13 protein-coding genes and 1 pseudogene are annotated in these 17,097 nt (G+C 51.0%); 5 read left to right on the forward strand and 9 right to left on the reverse strand.

Going from position 1 to position 17,097, the window contains the following annotated elements; all coding sequences use genetic code 11:
- The first annotated feature begins 99 nt into the window (after positions 1–99).
- Positions 100–375: a late competence development ComFB family protein gene (locus ACTQ33_RS08760; protein WP_441463960.1), complete on the forward strand. Its 276-nt coding sequence runs from the start codon at positions 100–102 to the stop codon at positions 373–375.
- Positions 376–423: 48 nt separating this feature from the next.
- Here the strand turns inward: ACTQ33_RS08760 and ACTQ33_RS08765 are convergent, their stop codons facing one another.
- The 4 genes from ACTQ33_RS08765 to ACTQ33_RS08780 all read right to left on the reverse strand — a co-directional run bounded on the left by ACTQ33_RS08765 (position 424) and on the right by ACTQ33_RS08780 (position 5,094).
- Positions 424–1,068: a DUF2461 family protein gene (locus tag ACTQ33_RS08765; protein WP_441463962.1), complete on the reverse strand. Its 645-nt coding sequence runs from the start codon at positions 1,066–1,068 to the stop codon at positions 424–426.
- Positions 1,069–1,156: 88 nt separating this feature from the next.
- Positions 1,157–2,998 carry a glutamine--fructose-6-phosphate transaminase (isomerizing) gene (gene glmS / locus ACTQ33_RS08770; RefSeq protein ID WP_441463964.1) on the reverse strand — a complete coding sequence of 614 codons (1,842 nt, stop codon included), beginning with the start codon at positions 2,996–2,998 and terminating at the stop codon, positions 1,157–1,159.
- 39 nt (positions 2,999–3,037) lie between these two features.
- Entirely contained in the window at positions 3,038–3,907 is an 870-nt protein-coding gene (locus ACTQ33_RS08775; protein ID WP_441463966.1) for a DNA-processing protein DprA, read from the reverse strand.
- Positions 3,907–5,094: a DEAD/DEAH box helicase gene (locus ACTQ33_RS08780; protein WP_441463968.1), complete on the reverse strand. Its 1,188-nt coding sequence runs from the start codon at positions 5,092–5,094 to the stop codon at positions 3,907–3,909. The genes ACTQ33_RS08775 and ACTQ33_RS08780 overlap by 1 nt, the downstream gene beginning before the upstream one ends.
- Before the next feature lie 227 nt (positions 5,095–5,321).
- Between ACTQ33_RS08780 and thyA the strand changes: the two genes are divergently transcribed.
- Positions 5,322–6,152, forward strand: a complete 831-nt coding sequence (gene thyA / locus ACTQ33_RS08785; protein WP_441463970.1) for a thymidylate synthase — start codon at positions 5,322–5,324, stop codon at positions 6,150–6,152.
- 9 nt (positions 6,153–6,161) lie between these two features.
- Entirely contained in the window at positions 6,162–6,665 is a 504-nt protein-coding gene (locus tag ACTQ33_RS08790; RefSeq protein ID WP_441463972.1) for a dihydrofolate reductase, read from the forward strand.
- 89 nt (positions 6,666–6,754) lie between these two features.
- On the opposite strand, the gene ACTQ33_RS08795 is transcribed toward ACTQ33_RS08790, so the two are convergent.
- Both ACTQ33_RS08795 and ACTQ33_RS08800 read right to left on the reverse strand, forming a co-directional pair.
- A complete protein-coding gene (locus ACTQ33_RS08795) occupies positions 6,755–9,640 on the reverse strand; it encodes an EAL domain-containing protein (RefSeq protein ID WP_441463974.1) in 2,886 nt (961 codons plus the stop codon).
- A gap of 313 nt (positions 9,641–9,953) precedes the next feature.
- Positions 9,954–11,145 (reverse strand): annotated as a pseudogene (locus tag ACTQ33_RS08800) (IS256 family transposase).
- A 383-nt stretch (positions 11,146–11,528) separates the two neighbouring features.
- Here ACTQ33_RS08800 and ACTQ33_RS08805 point away from each other — a divergent pair.
- Both ACTQ33_RS08805 and ACTQ33_RS08810 read left to right on the forward strand, forming a co-directional pair.
- Positions 11,529–12,020, forward strand: a complete 492-nt coding sequence (locus ACTQ33_RS08805) for a transposase (protein ID WP_441463976.1) — start codon at positions 11,529–11,531, stop codon at positions 12,018–12,020.
- 3 nt (positions 12,021–12,023) lie between these two features.
- A complete protein-coding gene (locus tag ACTQ33_RS08810) occupies positions 12,024–12,941 on the forward strand; it encodes an IS3 family transposase (protein WP_441464159.1) in 918 nt (305 codons plus the stop codon).
- Between the two features lie 298 nt (positions 12,942–13,239).
- On the opposite strand, the gene tnpA is transcribed toward ACTQ33_RS08810, so the two are convergent.
- The 3 genes from tnpA to ACTQ33_RS08825 all read right to left on the reverse strand — a co-directional run bounded on the left by tnpA (position 13,240) and on the right by ACTQ33_RS08825 (position 17,096).
- Entirely contained in the window at positions 13,240–13,380 is a 141-nt protein-coding gene (gene tnpA / locus ACTQ33_RS08815) for an IS66 family insertion sequence element accessory protein TnpA (protein ID WP_441463978.1), read from the reverse strand.
- Between the two features lie 254 nt (positions 13,381–13,634).
- Positions 13,635–15,563 carry an asparagine synthase (glutamine-hydrolyzing) gene (gene asnB, locus ACTQ33_RS08820; RefSeq protein WP_441463979.1) on the reverse strand — a complete coding sequence of 643 codons (1,929 nt, stop codon included), beginning with the start codon at positions 15,561–15,563 and terminating at the stop codon, positions 13,635–13,637.
- Between the two features lie 3 nt (positions 15,564–15,566).
- Complete coding sequence (locus ACTQ33_RS08825) at positions 15,567–17,096, reverse strand: lipid II flippase MurJ (RefSeq protein WP_441463981.1); 1,530 nt, start codon at positions 17,094–17,096, stop codon at positions 15,567–15,569.
- Position 17,097: the final 1 nt, after the last annotated feature.

Below are 17,097 nucleotides of genomic sequence, written 5' to 3' on the forward strand. Positions count from 1 at the left end.
AATCCGGCGAGACTTTTCCTTGTGAAAACTTAGGAATTGTTTTTTTCGTCGAATGCCGGTATAATGAACTCAGGAAATTGAACCTGGGAGGGTCTTGTCATGGCATTGGAATACAGAAATCTTATGGAGGATATTGTGGTGCAAAACGCAATTACGATGATGCAGGTTCGGGACTGTTGTACCTGCGACGCCTGCACATCCGATGTGGTAGCCTACGCCCTCAATCACGTGCCGCCTCGCTATGTGGCAACCCGCAAAGGGCAAATGTTGGCAAAAATCAGCGGTTACGAATTACAGTACAAGGCTGATGTTGTCGCCGCCATCTGTGAGGCCATTGAAGTCGTCAAAAACTCCCCTCGCCATGACGACCGTTAAGCATGCTCTATCCTGCGCCGCCGGAATATTCCGGCGGCGCAATTGATTTCAGAAAATCGTCATACAATACCGATACAGCGGGAGCAATCCCTGGAACGCCTCCCGTACCTGCAAAGCCAAGTGCGGCTGATACAGGGCCTCATCCACCGGATATCGTCCGTGACAGAGCAGATTTTTCCATTGGTACACTGAAGCAATCCGCGGGTCGTCACAGGGCTTTTTCCGTACATAGCAGTCGCCGGAAACGGAAAAGCCCGTTGCCGCTTCCGTCTCTGCCACCAGCTTTAAAAATGCCTCCGGCCGTTCTGCCGCCGCCTGACGAAACCGGTTCATGGCCTCTGCCCTAGGATAGATGACGCCGAATCCAAAGCCGTACCCCTCAGGATTCAGATCAAAATACAGGCACGGCTTTTCCGCCCAATAGGCTTCGCTGTCGTGGCGGACGCTGAACCACAGACTGTCCTTGTAGGGCCGTCCGTGGGCATACCGGGCATCCCGGTAAATTCGCGACACATGGAGCGCCAGACCCGGCTCCGCCTGCAACGGCTCGTACACTGCCGCCGCCAATTCCTTCATGGGATTATACAAATAGTCAACATATTCCTGTTTATGCGCTTCAAACCAGGATTTTTCATTGTTGAACCGGATACCCCACAAAAAATCAATGGTTTCCGGTCGAAATCCTTCAAACATAGGATGCCTCCAATTCTGTGTTTCATCATTGGTAATTTTTTATAATTCTGCCCATGGAGTCCAGACGGAATCCATGGGCAGTTTTTGTTTATTCCACTGTGACAGATTTTGCCAGATTTCTCGGCTTATCCACGTCGCAGCCCCGCATCAGCGCCACATAGTAGGCGAAGCACTGGAGGGGCACAATGGACAGGTTCGGCTGGAACAGCGTGTCGGTCTCCGGAATGAGCACCACACTGTCCACAGTCTTGTGAATCTCTTCCTCACAGGAGGGCACCGTCAAGCCCAGGACCTCCGCGCCACGGGCCTTGACCTCCTTGACGTTGGACATGGTCTTGTCAAAGAGTGCCCGGTTGGTGGCGATGGCTACCACCAGCGTACCGTCCTCGATCAGCGAGATGGGGCCGTGCTTCAACTCACCGGCGGCGTAGGCCTCCGAGTGAAGATAGGCGATCTCCTTGAGCTTCAGACTGCCCTCGAGACAGGTGGCGCTGTCCAGATTGCGACCGATATAGAACACATCCCGGTTGTTGAAGTAGCGGGAGGCGTAGTACTGGATTTTCTCGATAACCGAGGTGTCCAGGACCTGCTCCACCTTTTCCGGCAGGCTTTGCAGTTCTCCATACAGGGAATTGAACCGCTCGGATTCCACGGTCCCCAGGCACTGGGCCATATAGAGGGCCAGCAAATCCACCACAGCCAGCTGGGTGGAATAGGCTTTCGTGGTAGCCACGGCAATTTCGGGACCGGCCCAGGTGTAGATGACGTCGTCGGCCAGCTTGGCAATGGAACTGCCCACCACGTTGACAATGGCCAGCGTCCGGGCCCCTTTCTCCTTGGCCAGCCGCAGAGCAGCCAGCGTGTCGGCAGTCTCGCCGGACTGGCTGATAATCAGCACCAGAGTATCCTCCCCCAGCACCGGATCGGCGTAGCGGAACTCCGAAGCCAACACCGGCTCCACCGGCACCTGGCACAGCTTTTCAATGATATACTTGCTCTGAACACCCACATAGTACGCCGAACCACAGGCCACAGCATAGACGCGGCGCAACTTCTTGAGATAGTCTGCCGTAAGCGTGATATCGTCCAAAACGATTGTTCCGTCCTTCATCCGGGGCGACAGGGTATCACGGATGGCCTTGGGCTGCTCGTGGATTTCCTTGAGCATAAAGTGCTCATAACCACCCTTTTCGGCGGCCTCCGTATCCCAGGTGATGTGTTCCGGCGTCTTGGTGATGGGGTCCCCCGCCCCATCGAAGAACAGGGCGTCGTGGTCGGTAAAAATCACCATGTCTCCATCGTTGAGGTACGCCACATCGCGGGTATACTTGAGGATAGCGGGTACGTCGGAGGCAATGTAGCTGCAGCCATCGCCAAAACCGAAAATCAGCGGGGAATCTTTCTTAACGGCGATAATGGTGCCTGGATAGTCGCGGCAGAGAATACCCAAAGCATAGCTGCCCTCGATGCGCTCCACGGCCTTACGGACCGACATTTTGAAGTCAAAGCCCTGGTCATAGAAATATTCCACCAGATTGGCCACTACCTCCGTATCGGTTTCCGAGTGGAACCGCTTCCCGTTTGCCTGGAGCATCTCCTTAAGCTTCTGGTAGTTTTCGATGATGCCGTTATGAACCACCACAATTTTGCCCTGATCGGCGGCGTGGGGGTGACTGTTTTCATCGGACGGTGCGCCGTGGGTAGCCCAACGGGTGTGGCCGATGCCCACAGTACCGTGGAGAGACTTTCCGCCGTCGGTCAGTTCAGCCAGATGGGCCAGACGCCCCTTGGCCTTGACCACCTGGAGCTGGTTCCCGTTGCCGATACAGACGCCGGCGGAGTCGTAGCCCCGGTATTCCAGCTTTTGCAGGCCGTCCAGCAGAATGGGTGCCGCCTGTTCCTTACCCACATATCCAACGATTCCACACATGAATACTACCTCCGTTATGAGATTCAGAATGGTACAGATTTATGCGTCATGGTCCAGCGCCATAACATCACGGATGGGGACGGCGCCCTGCTGCACCAATGCCTGGGCCGCAGCAGAGCCGTCATCGAATACATAGAGGGGAGACCACCGGCGGCGCAGATTCTCCACAGCGCCGTGCCAGGTGCCGCCCTTACCGAAGGCTGCCTGGACCACCACGGTCTGCTCCCCCATCTGATGGATATAACTGTTGCGCATCATGGCCCGGGGGGTGGTAAAGGGCAGATCGTAGCCGCCCTCGCTGCACAGCAGATGGTGTTCCCCGGCCAGGTGTGCCCGGTCCAACAGGGCGTCGGGAATCATGGCAACGGTACTGCCTCCGGCCCGGAGACAGGCGTCCGCCGCCGCCCAGTCGACGCCGTCAGCGCCGCCGGTGACGAGAACCCGCCCAGTGCGTGCCGCCAGTTGGCCCAGCTGACCGGCAAATTCCAGGGCCGCTTCCCCCGCTCTTCTGGCTCCGGCCACGCTGAGAAATGGGCCTTGCAGCAGCCGATCATTCCCGACGCAGAAAAATACGGGCGGACGGGACGCACCCCGTTTATGGATGAGTGTCTGGGGATAGGACGGACTGATCCGGGTCACCGGATAACAGCCCACCTCCAGCGCGTCCTCCAGATACGTCTCCAGCATCGTTTCCCGGTTCAGCAGGTAGACAATCCGCCGGGCCATATCGCCGCTGTAGCCCAATCGCTCCAGCAGCGTTTCATCCACTGGATCATCGGGTACGCCCTGCCGCTCCGCCGTCTGCACGCGGCTGCTCAGCTCCCGAAACTGCGCCATGGTCAGGGGCTTTGCAGCCCTGTCGCCCAGGGTGCAGCACAGCAGCACCAATCCCCGCTCCGCCGCCGTCATCAGCGATACCGCTTCCGGACAGGGGGCTTTTTCACCTCGTAGGTGACCAGATTGCCCTCATCATCGAATTTCATATTCTGGATATTGAAATGGGAGTATTTCGCGATCTCCTCCAGCTTGGCCTGCTCCGGAAAAGTCCCCAGAATGGACCACGCCATGCCCTTGCGCTTGGCACGGCCGGTACGGCCAATACGGTGGATATAATACTCATTCTCCTCTGGCACGTCGAAGTTGATGACGCAGTCCACGTCGTCCACATCGATGCCGCGGGAGGCCACATCGGTGGCAATCAGCACGGCCACCTTGCCGTCCCGAAACGCCTGCATGTTCTTTTCTCTCTGCTGCTGTCGAATATCGCCGTGGATGCACTCAGCGCTGACACCAGCCCGCTTGAGGTCGTCGGAGAGACGCTGGCACATGGCCTTGGTGTTGCAGAAGATAATCGCCCGTTCACAGGCCACAGTCCGCAGCAGCCGCAGCGTCAGTTCCGTCTTGGCCAAGGGCGAACAGGTGATGGCATACTGGTCGATATCCGGTTTGTTCTCCGCGTCAGGCCGGACGGTGATTTCCACCTCGTCCCGCTGGTACATCCAACTGACGGTCATGACCTCCTGGGAGATGGTGGCCGAAAACAAGCCCATATGCTTCTTGTTCTTGATTTTGTCGAGAATGCCGGTGACATCTTTAAAAAATCCCATATCCAGCATCCGGTCCGCCTCGTCGAGAATCACCGTGTGGATTTTATCCAGCCGCAGGTTGCGGTGACGGTAATGATCCATCAGCCGTCCCGGGGTGGCCACAACAATTTGGGGGTTCTTCTTGAGGGCCTTGATCTGGGTGTCGATTTTCTGCCCGCCGTAGACCACCGCCACGCGGATGTTCTTATAATAGGTCAGCAGGCTCCGCAATTCGTCGCCGATTTGCAGGGCCAGTTCTCGGGTGGGGGCCAGAATCAGCCCCTGAAGATCGTCGCTCTCCGCGTCGATGTGCTCAATCAGAGGGATGCCAAAAGCAAAGGTCTTGCCGGTGCCCGTGGGTGCTTTTGCAATCACATCCTTCCACGCCAGCAGAGGCGGGATGGCTTCGGCCTGGATTTTGGTGGGATACCCGTATCCCCGCTTTTCCAGGGCCTGCAGGATCTCGTCGGACAGGCCGAGATCCTGAAACGTCTGCATCTGTTCTTCCATAACTAACTTCCTTTATCTAAAATCTATTGTATTATAACAGTTGTTTGAATCTCTTGCAAGATAGACCGGTGACACAATCTGTGATATAATAGCCGCACGCGGCTTTTCTACCTTAATTTCAAGCCGTTTTTCTCGCCCTGGACGGGGCAACCGAAACGTATGGCGATATACCATTCCGGCACTGCCGGCATGGTATACTCGGAAAAACTGACTTTTGGAGGGATGGTATGAGCAGAGCAGACGATATCTATAGAGCCACCTGCCGGCAAATTCTGGACCATGGGGTATGGGACACGGACTACGACGTGCGCCCCCACTGGGAGGACGGCACCCCGGCCCATACGGTTAAAGCCTTCGGCGTGGTAAACCGTTACAATCTGGCCGAGGAATTCCCCATTATGACGCTGCGGCGGACAGCCTTCAAATCCTGTATCGACGAATTGTTGTGGATTTGGCAAAAGAAATCCAATCGGGTTTCAGAGCTCAACAGCCATGTGTGGGATTCCTGGACCGACGAAAATGGAACCATCGGCAAAGCCTACGGTTATCAGCTGGGCGTAAAGCACCAATATAAAGAAGGCATGTTTGACCAGGTGGACCGGGTACTGTACGATTTGAAGCACAATCCCCACAGCCGTCGAATTTTGACCAACATCTACAACTTCGAGGATTTGCACGAAATGGGCCTGTATCCCTGCGCCTATTCCATGACGTTCAACGTATCGGGCAATACCCTCAACGCCATTTTGAATCAGCGGTCCCAGGACATGCTGGCAGCCAACAACTGGAATGTGGTCCAGTACGCCGTGCTGACCCACATGATGGCCCAGGTGTCCGGCTTGCAGGTGGGCGAACTGGTCCACGTCATCGCCGACTGCCACATCTACGACCGCCATGTCCCCATGGTGGAAAAAATGTTGCAGAATGAAAGCTTCCCGGCGCCCAAGTTTATCATGGACCCGAGCATTGACAATTTCTACGACTTCACCGTGGACAGCTTCTCCCTGGAGGGGTATCAGTATTCTCCCTTCTCGGAAAAAATCCCCGTCGCCATTTGAGGTATCTGCATGAATTGTATTGTCAACGTCACAGAGAACTGGGGCATCGGACTGGGAAATGAGCTGTTGGTCAGCATTTCCGCCGATTTGAAGCGGTTCCGTCAGTTGACCACCGGCCAGACGGTGATTCTGGGCCGCAAAACCCTTGCCACCTTCCCCGGCGGCAAGCCCCTGAAACATCGTGACAATCTGGTACTGAGCACCAACACCACCCTGGACATTCCCGGTGCTGCGGTATGCCACGATCTGGACAGCCTTTTGAACCGCTGCCGATCCATTCCACAGGAAACACTGTGGGTCATCGGCGGCGCGTCGGTGTATGAATTGCTGCTCCCCTACTGCCGGACGGCCGAGGTGACGAAAACCTTTGCCGCTCCGGCGGCCGACCGGTTCTTTCCCAATCTGGACCAGCTGCCCAACTGGCATATCATGAAGCAGTCGGAGATTTTTGAGGAAAATGGCATCCGATTTCAGTACGTCACCTATGAAAACAGCGCCCCCAAAGCGCTGTAGCAACGCCAATGATATCTATGCACGATACAAGGGGCGTGACGCATTACCGGCGTCACGCCCCTTGTATACTGTTTATCGCAATCATGTCCTCAACGGACACCAGCCTGGACGTGCTGAGAATACGGCTCTAGGAAATCCCGCTCAAAATCCTCAATGGTCAGCGGTCGGCTGTAATAGTAACCCTGGCCATAATTACAGCAAAGCTGCACCATCATCTGCTCATTTTCCCGGGTCTCTACGCCCTCCGCCACCGTGCTGATGTGCAGCTGTTTCGCCAGTTCCAAAATGCAGGCCATGATCTTGCGTTGGCTGCCATCCGTGTCCTTGGCCGCCCCCATAAGGAACAGTCGATCCAGTTTTAATTCGTCAATTTTCAGCCGTCCCAGGGTATTCAGTGAGGAATAGCCACTGCCGAAATCATCCATGGAAATTCGGAACCCCGCTGCACGCAATTCTTCAATACAGGCATTGATGTGGTCCACATGGTCCAGAACCAAACTTTCCAGAATTTCCAGCGTAATATATTGCGGCGATATGCCATATTTCTCCGTAATGGCCAGGAGTTTGTTTACATATCCCTCGCTGGCAAACAACAGCCGGGTCTGATTGACAGAAATATTGGTTGGCGCCATTCCTTCATCCATCCAGCGCCGCAGCTGCCTACAGGCATGCTCCACCATATAGAGATCCAGCTGGACGCAAAACCCGTTTTCTTCAAACAGCGGGATAAACTGGTCGGGGAACAACATCCCCCGGTCCTTAGTCTGCCAGCGTACCAGGGCCTCGGCGCCGGTCAACAGGCCGGTGGTGAGGTCGATTTTCGGCTGCAAATACAGCTGGAATTCCTCCTGCTCCAGCGCCCGGTGCATATTACTCTCCGCATAGAGCCGGGTCTGCTCAGCCTTATGGAGCTTCTGATCATAGATGCAAACGTTCTCTTTCTGGCTTTTCTTGGCCTGGGCCAGAGCCGCCATCATGTAATTATGCTTAGCCGACGCAGAGAAGGGCTCCGGCGTTGCCGCCGTCAGCACAACACCGCAATAGATGGAAACAGGATACTGCCCCAAAAGCGTGGTTGCCGTCCGCTGAATCCGATTTTGCAGCATCTCAATGCGAGCCATCGCCTTTCCCGGCTCCGTTTCCCGCAGTGCAATATAAAACACATCGGCCGATTGGCGGCAGAAAAACTCGCCGGGCTGCTGGATGCTGTCCAGACAACGTTTGATCCCACATAGGAATTGGTCCGCCGTAGACATACCGTATGTCTCATTGATATATTTAAAGTTCCGAAGATTCAACGCCACCAGCACCATGGGAATCTTCTGACTGCAAGCCGTCCCCAACATGCTACGAAATTCTCCGCCATTGTAGGCACCGGTTAACGCATCATAGCGGGATAGCTGTTCCAGCTGCTGCTGCGTCAACGCCATCTCGTGTCGCGCCTTCTTGCCGTACCGATAGAGCAAGCACAGGCAAACTGCCAGTCCCAGCACGACAGCGGCCCCGATCAGATAGAACTTATATACATAAAGCCATTCCGCAAAGGTATATTCCACCTTCTCCGACACGGCACGGTAGAACATACTCTGACTTTCCACATCCGTAAGGGCGCTGATATAGTGGTTAAACACGGACAGCAGTTCGCTGGGGACCCGGCTGGTGACACCCACACAATAGGAAACATTCTTGCTGCTGGACCAGTCCACCTTCAGATCATCATACAATACCTTCTTTTGGAGATAGTAGTTGACCGAGTAGGTGTCCAAACGCGCATACCCCATTTCCCCTTTTCGCAGGCTGTTGAGGACCTTCTGGGTGTTGGTATAAAACCGCTGGGTGTCGTAGTCCGCCGGATCGGTAGCCATAGGCGAAGAAACCAGCAGGCTGCTGCCGCTGAAATACGGCAGGGAGAACTGGATACCGTCCACGGCGATATAGCTGGAGGTGCTGGCCGCACAGGCAATCAAATCCACTTCTCCGGCCTCAATCAATTCGATACCATGGGCACACGAATCCACAATGACCGGTTCATATTGCAATCCTGTGGCCTTTGCAAACTCCTCAAAGAACGTGGCGGCCATGCCGCCCACCTTCCCGTCCTTGACGTATTGCAGCGGCGCGTTGCCGTCGCAGAACGCCACCTTCAATGTACCCATTTGGGCAATGTGCCGCTTGTCGTCCTCCGACAGCATAAAGTGACCATAGGAATAAAAATACTCATCGTACAGCTCCGTTTGCAGGTGAGGATAAGCCCGATTCAGATTATACAGGGCTGTGTTAAGCGTTTGCAGCAACTGGTGGTTTTCACGATACAAGGCAAAGTAGTACGGTGTAGGAGAAAACCGTGCTATACTGCGGAAATTATTCAACATGGCAATGTCCACCTGCAAGGTGGCATCCGCCTCACCCGATCGCACCGCCTCTATGGCATCCGCCATGGAATCATACGGAACGGCTTCATAAGTAAAATCGTTGAGCTGTGCGAACTGCTCCAACTGCTCCATGCGCTGAGTCTGCTCCTCTGAAGTGGCAATTTTCATGCCGTTCCAGTTGGAAAAATCGTCCTCAACCCACGCTGAGTCTTCTCGGACGGTCAAAGCCGTGTAGGTGGTGCCGTAGCTGTAACTGGGATAGAGGAAAATCTCCTCCAATTCCGGGCTACGGTTCATCGTACCCATCATATCGATTTCGCCGTCCAACATCATTTCCATCAAGGTGACAATCTGGGTATTCAAATCCCCATCCACCGTGACGTATTCATAATCCCAGTTGGTGTACAGGCTCAGCTGTTCCAAATAGTCTACCATATATCCGGCGTATTTGCCGTTGTCATCCAGATAGGAGATACCGTACTGCATAGGGAACCCCACACGAACCACGGTCTTCTGCCCCATCCCGGCCCGCACCGCCACGGTGCAGGATACGCAGATACACACAGTCAGGGCAAGCCCCAGAATTTGTTTGATTCGCCTCACGGTATCACCCCTTCTCTATTCCCGTATGGAGTAGATTGCTTCCCCTGCAGGAGATGCAAAGGTATCATACATTCTGTTTCTTTCAAATTATACCAGATTATAGACAAAAACGCAAATCCGATCTAAAAAAACAGAAAACTTTATACTGTTTTGCGCAGAAATTCTCTAATCACACCGTCCCGGCAGAAAAAATTTTCATTTCACTTCACCTTAGACGTCAATATTTTTCTGCAAAAATAAGGAAAAAAACCGAATATTTTAGTAGTGTCAACAGTTTTTCGCACTTTGGTTTGCAGTTCTGGCATGAATGAAGTCAGCCAGCAATGGAGGCATCCTCAGCAGCAGTCTCCAGATGCTTCATATTCATGTATTTTTTGTTGCCCCACTGGGTGCCGGCCACATGGCGCAGCCGGGCACATACCAGCATCAGAGCAGAGTTACCGTCGGGGAAACTACCTACTACACGGGTGCGGCGGCGGATTTCCCGATTCAACCGTTCAATGACATTGTTGGTTCGGATGTGAATCCAGTGTTCGCTGGGGGAAATCGCAATAGGTAACCGTCTCATTAATGCCCTCCTCCACCTTCTTAGCCGCCTCTTTCAGCTTCATAGCACGCAGTTCTTCTACCACAGCTTTGGCCTTCTCTCGGGCTGCTTTCTTGCTCTCCTGGGCGTGGATTGCCTTGAGCAGCTTGGCTACCAGCTTCACCTTGGAGCGAGGCGTAACGGAGAACACATTGCTGTAAAAGTGGACGGTACACCGCTGGTATTTGGCTTCGGGGAATACTTCGCCCACAGCCTCCAGCATACCGAGACATTTGTCGCCAACAATAAGTTGCACACCGTCCAGACCTCGGCCACGGAGCCATTGAAAGAAACTGCCCCAGCTGTCCTTGTCCTCTTTCATGCCCTCAGCAGCACCTAATACCTCACGGTATCCATCCTCATTGACCGCAATCGCCACCAAAATTGCTACATTTTCAAACTCTCCACCCCAGTTGCGGCGCAGATAGATCCCATCCACATAGACATACGGATAACGTCCACCCTGCAAGGGGCGGTTGCGCCAATCCTCAATGTGGACATACGCCTTCTTGTTCAATTCACTGATGGTGGAGGGAGAGACTTTGCTGCCCCACAGGGCCTCGGTAATGTCTTCTACACGGCGGACAGATACGCCTGCCAGGTACATCTCGTTCAGGGCTTCTTCTACGCTGCTTTCGCGGCGACGGCACCGTTCAATGATGGCAGTCTCAAAAGAGATACCCTTGAGCTTGGGCACCTTGAGAGTCACATCTCCGGAAGTGGTGGTGAGGTTGCGGCTATAGTGGCCGCTGCGATAGCCCTGGCGCTGCTCATTGCGCTCATACCGGGCTGCCTGAGTCAATTTCTGCGCCTCGGCCTCCCGCAGCTCGTTAAGGGTTTCCTCTACGCTACCTCGCACCAGCTCTCTGATTTGACCCTTGATTACTTCCTCGTTTAGCTGTACAATCTTTTCAGACATGGTTTACTATCTCCTTTCGAATGGTGTATCGCGACTTCATTCTACCAGAGATCTGCAAACCATGTCTATTTTTATCTACTTTTTAATTTGCAATACTTATTGTACCTTATCTATTGTACCTTATCAATATTTTGTCACAAATAGCGATCAAGTACAATAAGGGGCCTGTTGGCAAAGGTAAAATATGAGCTGAGAAATCATATTCTCAGCCCATATTTTACCTATATCAACAGACCCAACTGTTGACGCTACCGGCAGCCAGACAAGTCTGCTGCCACCACAAATAAATTTTGCTCCATTTGTATTCCAAATGGAGTTTACACAGCATTGGGAACTGTTGGGGGGTGTGGAGGAAAAGTTGGACTCCAGAAGGAGGCAACTTTATGTACACAAAAGAGCAAGAAAAGCGCGCTTTAAAGGAGTATGCGCGCTTGGGATCAATCACTGCGGTAATCCGGCAGTTGGGATACCCAAGCGAATCGGCACTTTATCGTCGGTACGAGCGCAGGAAAGCCGGACTGGAAAACAGGCATGGCCGCACAACAGATGTTTCTGAAAATGCAGAGCATCGGTGCAACACACCAGAGCATCCAAGGCATCCTTCTGCAGAATTCAAATATGAAATACTACGTCGTTGCTTTGAACTGGGTGAAGATGTAGAATATGTATCAAGAGAAATTGGCTATAGCCGCATGAGCATTTATGTCTGGCGGAGGAACTACCTAAAGTATGGGATGGTCGGTCTGATAGCAAAGAGGAAAAACATACCAAGAGAACCATTACCCCAGAATCATATGTTGCCGCAATCTGAGGAAATGGAGGCGCTTCGAGCACAGGTTCAAAATCTGTTGTTTGAAGTAGATGTTCTGAAATAGACCATTGCAGTCTTAAAAAAAGACCAAGGCGTCGATCTGACAGCACTCAGAAACCGTGAAAAGGCAGTGATAATCGACGCCTTAAAGGAGAAATATGCACTGTCGACTCTGCTGACCCACTTCCAGATGGCCAAAAGCAGCTATTATTATCAGAAAGCTGCAATGAACAGGCCGGACAAATATCTGTCCTGTCGGGAAAAAATTACAGCCCTTTTCCATGAAAACAGAGCGGTCTATGGCTATCGAAGGATTCATCTGGCGCTAAAACGCGAGGGAATTGCACGCTCGGAAAAAATTGTCCAGCGGATCATGAAAGAGGAAAATCTGGTTGTTATTATCCCCAGAAAAAGGAAATACAGCTCTTACATGTGGGAAATCACACCAGAAGTGGAAAACGTCATTTCGCGTAATTTCCATGCGGATCGACCATATGAAAAACTGCTGACGGATATCACAGAATTTGGCCTTTCAACGGGGAAATTATATCTTTCTGCCATGATTGACTGCTTCGATGGAATGGTGGTAGGATGGACAACTAGTTCTCACCCAAACGCGGATTTGGTCAATACTATGCTGGACAAGGTAATTGCAGATCTGCCCAAGGATTGCTGTCCGATCATTCATTCAGACAGGGGTTGCCATTACCGCTGGCCTGGATGGATTGATCGAATGAACCAGGCTGGTTTTACGCGTTCGATGTCGAAGAAAGGCTGTTCCCCAGATAACGCAGCTCGTGAGGGTTTCTTTGGCCGGCTGAAAAACGAACTATTTTATGGCCAATCTTGGGTAAGTGTTTCCCTTGAAACTTTCCAGTTGGAGCTGGATTGCTATATCAATTGGTACAATCAAAAACGCATTAGATTGTCACTGGGTGGGCTCAGTCCGATGGAGTATAGACGTCATCTTGGCTTTTCGGCATAGCGGTCCAAGATTTGTCCGCACCCCCGTCTCTATAAAGCACACACAGCCCAGAATTCTTATTGAACCAGTGCAACCAGACCATCGATTCCCCAGCACAGATCTGTATAGCCACAGGCGTATACACTTGTCAGCTCCGGTAAAGTCACTCAGCATGATTTCAGAATCCGGAGAACCTTTCCACGATAAAAGCATCCGCACTGCTGTAAACATCTGCTTCCATATCATCGATTCGAATCGTGACAGCCACACGACCGGTGCATACCGCCTGTACCGACATCACCTCTGCAAACTGTACTTCTTACTGTGTCCTGGCCATAGCATACACTTTTCTCTGCCATTTGTAGTAGGGCGAAATGTTGACGCTATGCTCCTGACACCATTGCCGGATACTCATGCCGCTGTCTCGACACTCGGATACGATCTGTATCCACTGTGCCACTTTATACTACCCGGTGTATGCTGGTAGCACACTGTTTATGAAAAATGTTTCCTCTTCGCTGGCAGTATACGACACTACTATACACTTTCCGACACTACACGGAGGTATTGTTTCATATTGCACACACTGGAACAAGTTGTGGTTAAATTTGACGCTTACCTGGGTTTGACGGTTACATAGAATGCACCAATGACACAAGCATTTTGATCAAGTACTGCAAACCATGCCTGTTGATCAGTCATTTCAGTTAAATCTTAACTAATTTTGAATTGCCGCGCAAACTGTTCTACAGTCAAAAAATCGAATAGTGCCTGACCCAATTGATTGTTACGCGCAATAGTTTCCAAACTTTTACAGTTAAAATACTGTGCTGTTTTTGCATTGGAAATATTATCGAGCAAGTACTCCCGAGAAAATTGCTGGGCCCAGTCAGATACCGGTGCGCCAAATCCCATTTTATTGGTACGCCATACAACTTCTTTGGGTAAACGTTCGGCAAAAACTTTTCGCATCAGATATTTCGTGTATCCTTTTTGAATCTTGTACTTTGGCGGAATGCGACATGCAAGCTCCACAAAGCGGTAATCCATGAAGGGAATTCGACTCTCCAGTGAGGCGGACATATAGAGTCTGTCGTCAAACCGTACAATATGCTGTAACTGCGTAGCTGTCAGTTCGTTGTACTGAAGCTTTTCCAAAGAGTGCGGATACAGCAGCTCCTGCAGTTCTTCCCTGTCCCGTTGTTGTAGCAGGTCCTCACGGACAAACTGAGTCGCTCGACGCCACTGCCTCTGATTACGGACAACTGCTATATTGAAGTACGCCGCGTACCCAATCAAGTCTTTAAAGGTTAGTTTAGAATGCTTGTTGGCCAATCCAAACTCTGAACAAATCCTGCCCAGCTGTCCCGAGCGAAGTAAGGCCGAAAAGAAGAAGGCATAGTACCGCTCATATCCCAGCATGAGCTCATCGCCGCATTGTCCATTGAGAATGACCTTAATTCCACGTCCTGATATCACGTCCAGAAGGTACTTTACTCCAATCAGAGACAACCCTGCCAAGCCTTCCACATGCCAAATTATCTCTTCATACCGTTTTTCCAGCTGGTCTGGAGTAGGAATGATTTGATTTCCCATACAGCCGCAGGACTGGTTGACAAGTTTGGCATAGTACCACTCATCACACGTTTTGTCGCCGGGATAGCTGGTTGTAAAGGTTTGAAGCTCCTTGGGGTCCGCCATTTGACTGCACATCTCAGCAACCATGCAGGACGAATCCAGTCCGCCGGACAACAGAGCGCCTAGCGGAGCATCGCTGCGCATTCTCCATCGGCAGGAGCGCGAAAACTCCTCCGCGACTTTTTCATCCCATTGCTCTTCTGGCACTGTATTATCATAATGAACCTGTAGGGTCCAATATGGCGACACCGTCATCGATGTGATTTGCGTGCAGTATGCATTCAACTGCACAACCAGCTTGTGCCCGGGCCGCAGCACCCGCATATTTTCAATGAGGGTACGGTCATTATAATCACTGATGCGATACATCAAATTGGCAGCCAGGTACGGCTGGTCAAAGCGCCGCGTAATTGTATCGTCCTGGCACAGCTGTTTTAATTCTGAGCCGAACAAAACGCGGTTTCCGTCCCGATAATAATGGAAGGGCTTGGCCCCCAATCGGTCCCGGGCGCAGAACAGTTTATTTTCCCTGCCATCCCAGAGGGCAAATCCCCACATGCCATTGAAGTGCGACAGGCAGTCTTCACCCCATGCACAATACGCATACAAGAGCACTTCCGTGTCACTGTGGGTACGGAATCCATAACCCAATGACTCCAATTCCGCACGCAGTTCAACATAATTGTAAAGCTCACCATTGTACGTCAATGTAATATCCCGATCGGGCAAATACATTGGCTGATGGCCGCCCACACTCAGATCCAATATGCTCAGGCGGCGATGTCCCAAACCCAGAAATGCCGCTGTTCCATGAGCATCATCCAGTAAAGGCAGCCCCACTTCACCCATGGTATCCTTACCGCCGTACAACCTGGTTTTACCTGATCCTATCAGTGCGTAGCCCTCATCATCCGGACCACGATACCGTATGACATCCGTCATCCGTCGTAAAACCGAAACATTGACACCACGTTCAGTATTCAAATAGCCGCTAATACCACACATGTGCTAGTCCTTTCTCTGACCCCTTCTACGTGTTCGCAATTCTTCAAGATATCCAAGCTTCCACAGTAACGGCAGAATTATAATGCCATAAATCCACATTACTGTTATCGTAATTACAATAAAGCGGAATATTGCAGAATACTCCACTAACAGCATGCTTAGCTTTTCACAAATTATTGTACAAGCAATACCTCCTATCAGCAGAAAGATCACAGATTTTCTAAGCCAGCCAAAAGATAATTCCTGTACCACATGTCGTGAGGTAATCATGTTTAGTATTCCTATAGCACAAACCGAAATACTGGTAGCAACTGCAACACCGAATACGCCTAAATGCAGGCACAGCGCAATGCTTAATATAATATTAATCACAATACCAATGACACTGTTTTGGGTTGGATGTCTAGAATCTTGGCTTCCATACTGTAGCTGGCTGTATATTTCTCTCCAAACAAGTGGAATAAAGCTAAATCCATAACCTGCCAGTACAAATGCTGCCAATTTTACTTCCTTTTCACCAAATGCACCTCGACCATATACTATAGAAATGATATCCTTTGCTTGGCATATAGTAATGACCGAAATTGGAAGCATCAGCAATGTAAACAAGCAAGTAGAGCTTTCGGCCAACTTCACCACATTTTTTTGATTCCCTTTTGCTATCTGTTCTGATATATGTGCATAAAGCACAGAACAAATAGAACAAATAAACGTACCTACCAAATTACTGAGTACCGCAGCGTAACTCATTGCTGTTACAGTTCCATATTCCAAACCTGATACTAAAATTTTGTCGACCATTTGATTAACATACACAGCACTATATCCAACAAGGAGAGGCGCAACCATCTTTAACAACCTACACACATTTGGATTGTGAAATGGATTATGGCAGTGAAATGGTGCAATATACGTTTTTGCTTGTAGTAATAAAATTGCTGCTGTAATAACACCTGCAATCCAATATCCAGTACTTAGTCCGTCTACTCCAAGTTGGGATGCCGTGGTAAGTGCAATGATACTCAAAATAATGCTTTGGTACAGCCCCTCCATCTGGCCGGCAGTAAACCGTTTTTCTGCATTTAAAAGTGCATGGCTGACACCACTCCAGATAAAAAAAATTAAAAGCGGCGCAAAAATGCAAATATAGTTTTCCAATTTTAGGAGCAGTGTTTCTGAATAAGTTGGTGCCAAAAGCCTAGATATCCATGGAGAGGTCACTATAATGAGCCCTGACAACAATACAGCAGTTGCAGTTGCCACCGTTAGTGTGTCCCTTGCAAATATCTTTGCCTCTTGCTGACTACGTTCCTGGGCTGAAAAATAAACAGGGACTATACAGGTCAATAGCACCTGTACAAACATATATTGCGCATCCCCAATAAATCCATATGATAATCCAATCAGATCTGTTTCAATCGTTGCTCCATATGTGGCAGCAAGTATCATCTGTTTTACAAATCCAAGTAGTTTTGAACATATTAAAATTCCCCCTACAGACAGGAGGTTCTTTTGGAGTCTTGAACGCCCCATA

It is taken from the genome of Candidatus Avoscillospira sp. LCP25S3_F1 (genome assembly GCF_052117125.1).
Lineage (GTDB): Bacteria > Bacillota > Clostridia > Oscillospirales > Oscillospiraceae > Avoscillospira_A.

Excerpts from the sequence above, each read along its gene's own strand:
- ACTQ33_RS08760 (WP_441463960.1), top strand. The coding sequence starts at position 100 with ATGGCATTGGAATACAGAAATCTTATGGAGGATATTGTGGTGCAAAAC.
- ACTQ33_RS08765 (WP_441463962.1), bottom strand. The coding sequence starts at position 1,068 with ATGTTTGAAGGATTTCGACCGGAAACCATTGATTTTTTGTGGGGTATC.
- glmS (WP_441463964.1), bottom strand. The coding sequence starts at position 2,998 with ATGTGTGGAATCGTTGGATATGTGGGTAAGGAACAGGCGGCACCCATT.
- ACTQ33_RS08775 (WP_441463966.1), bottom strand. The coding sequence starts at position 3,907 with ATGACGGCGGCGGAGCGGGGATTGGTGCTGCTGTGCTGCACCCTGGGC.
- ACTQ33_RS08780 (WP_441463968.1), bottom strand. The coding sequence starts at position 5,094 with ATGGAAGAACAGATGCAGACGTTTCAGGATCTCGGCCTGTCCGACGAG.
- thyA (WP_441463970.1), top strand. The coding sequence starts at position 5,322 with ATGAGCAGAGCAGACGATATCTATAGAGCCACCTGCCGGCAAATTCTG.
- ACTQ33_RS08790 (WP_441463972.1), top strand. The coding sequence starts at position 6,162 with ATGAATTGTATTGTCAACGTCACAGAGAACTGGGGCATCGGACTGGGA.
- ACTQ33_RS08805 (WP_441463976.1), top strand. The coding sequence starts at position 11,529 with ATGTACACAAAAGAGCAAGAAAAGCGCGCTTTAAAGGAGTATGCGCGC.
- asnB (WP_441463979.1), bottom strand. The coding sequence starts at position 15,563 with ATGTGTGGTATTAGCGGCTATTTGAATACTGAACGTGGTGTCAATGTT.
- ACTQ33_RS08825 (WP_441463981.1), bottom strand. The coding sequence starts at position 17,096 with ATGGGGCGTTCAAGACTCCAAAAGAACCTCCTGTCTGTAGGGGGAATT.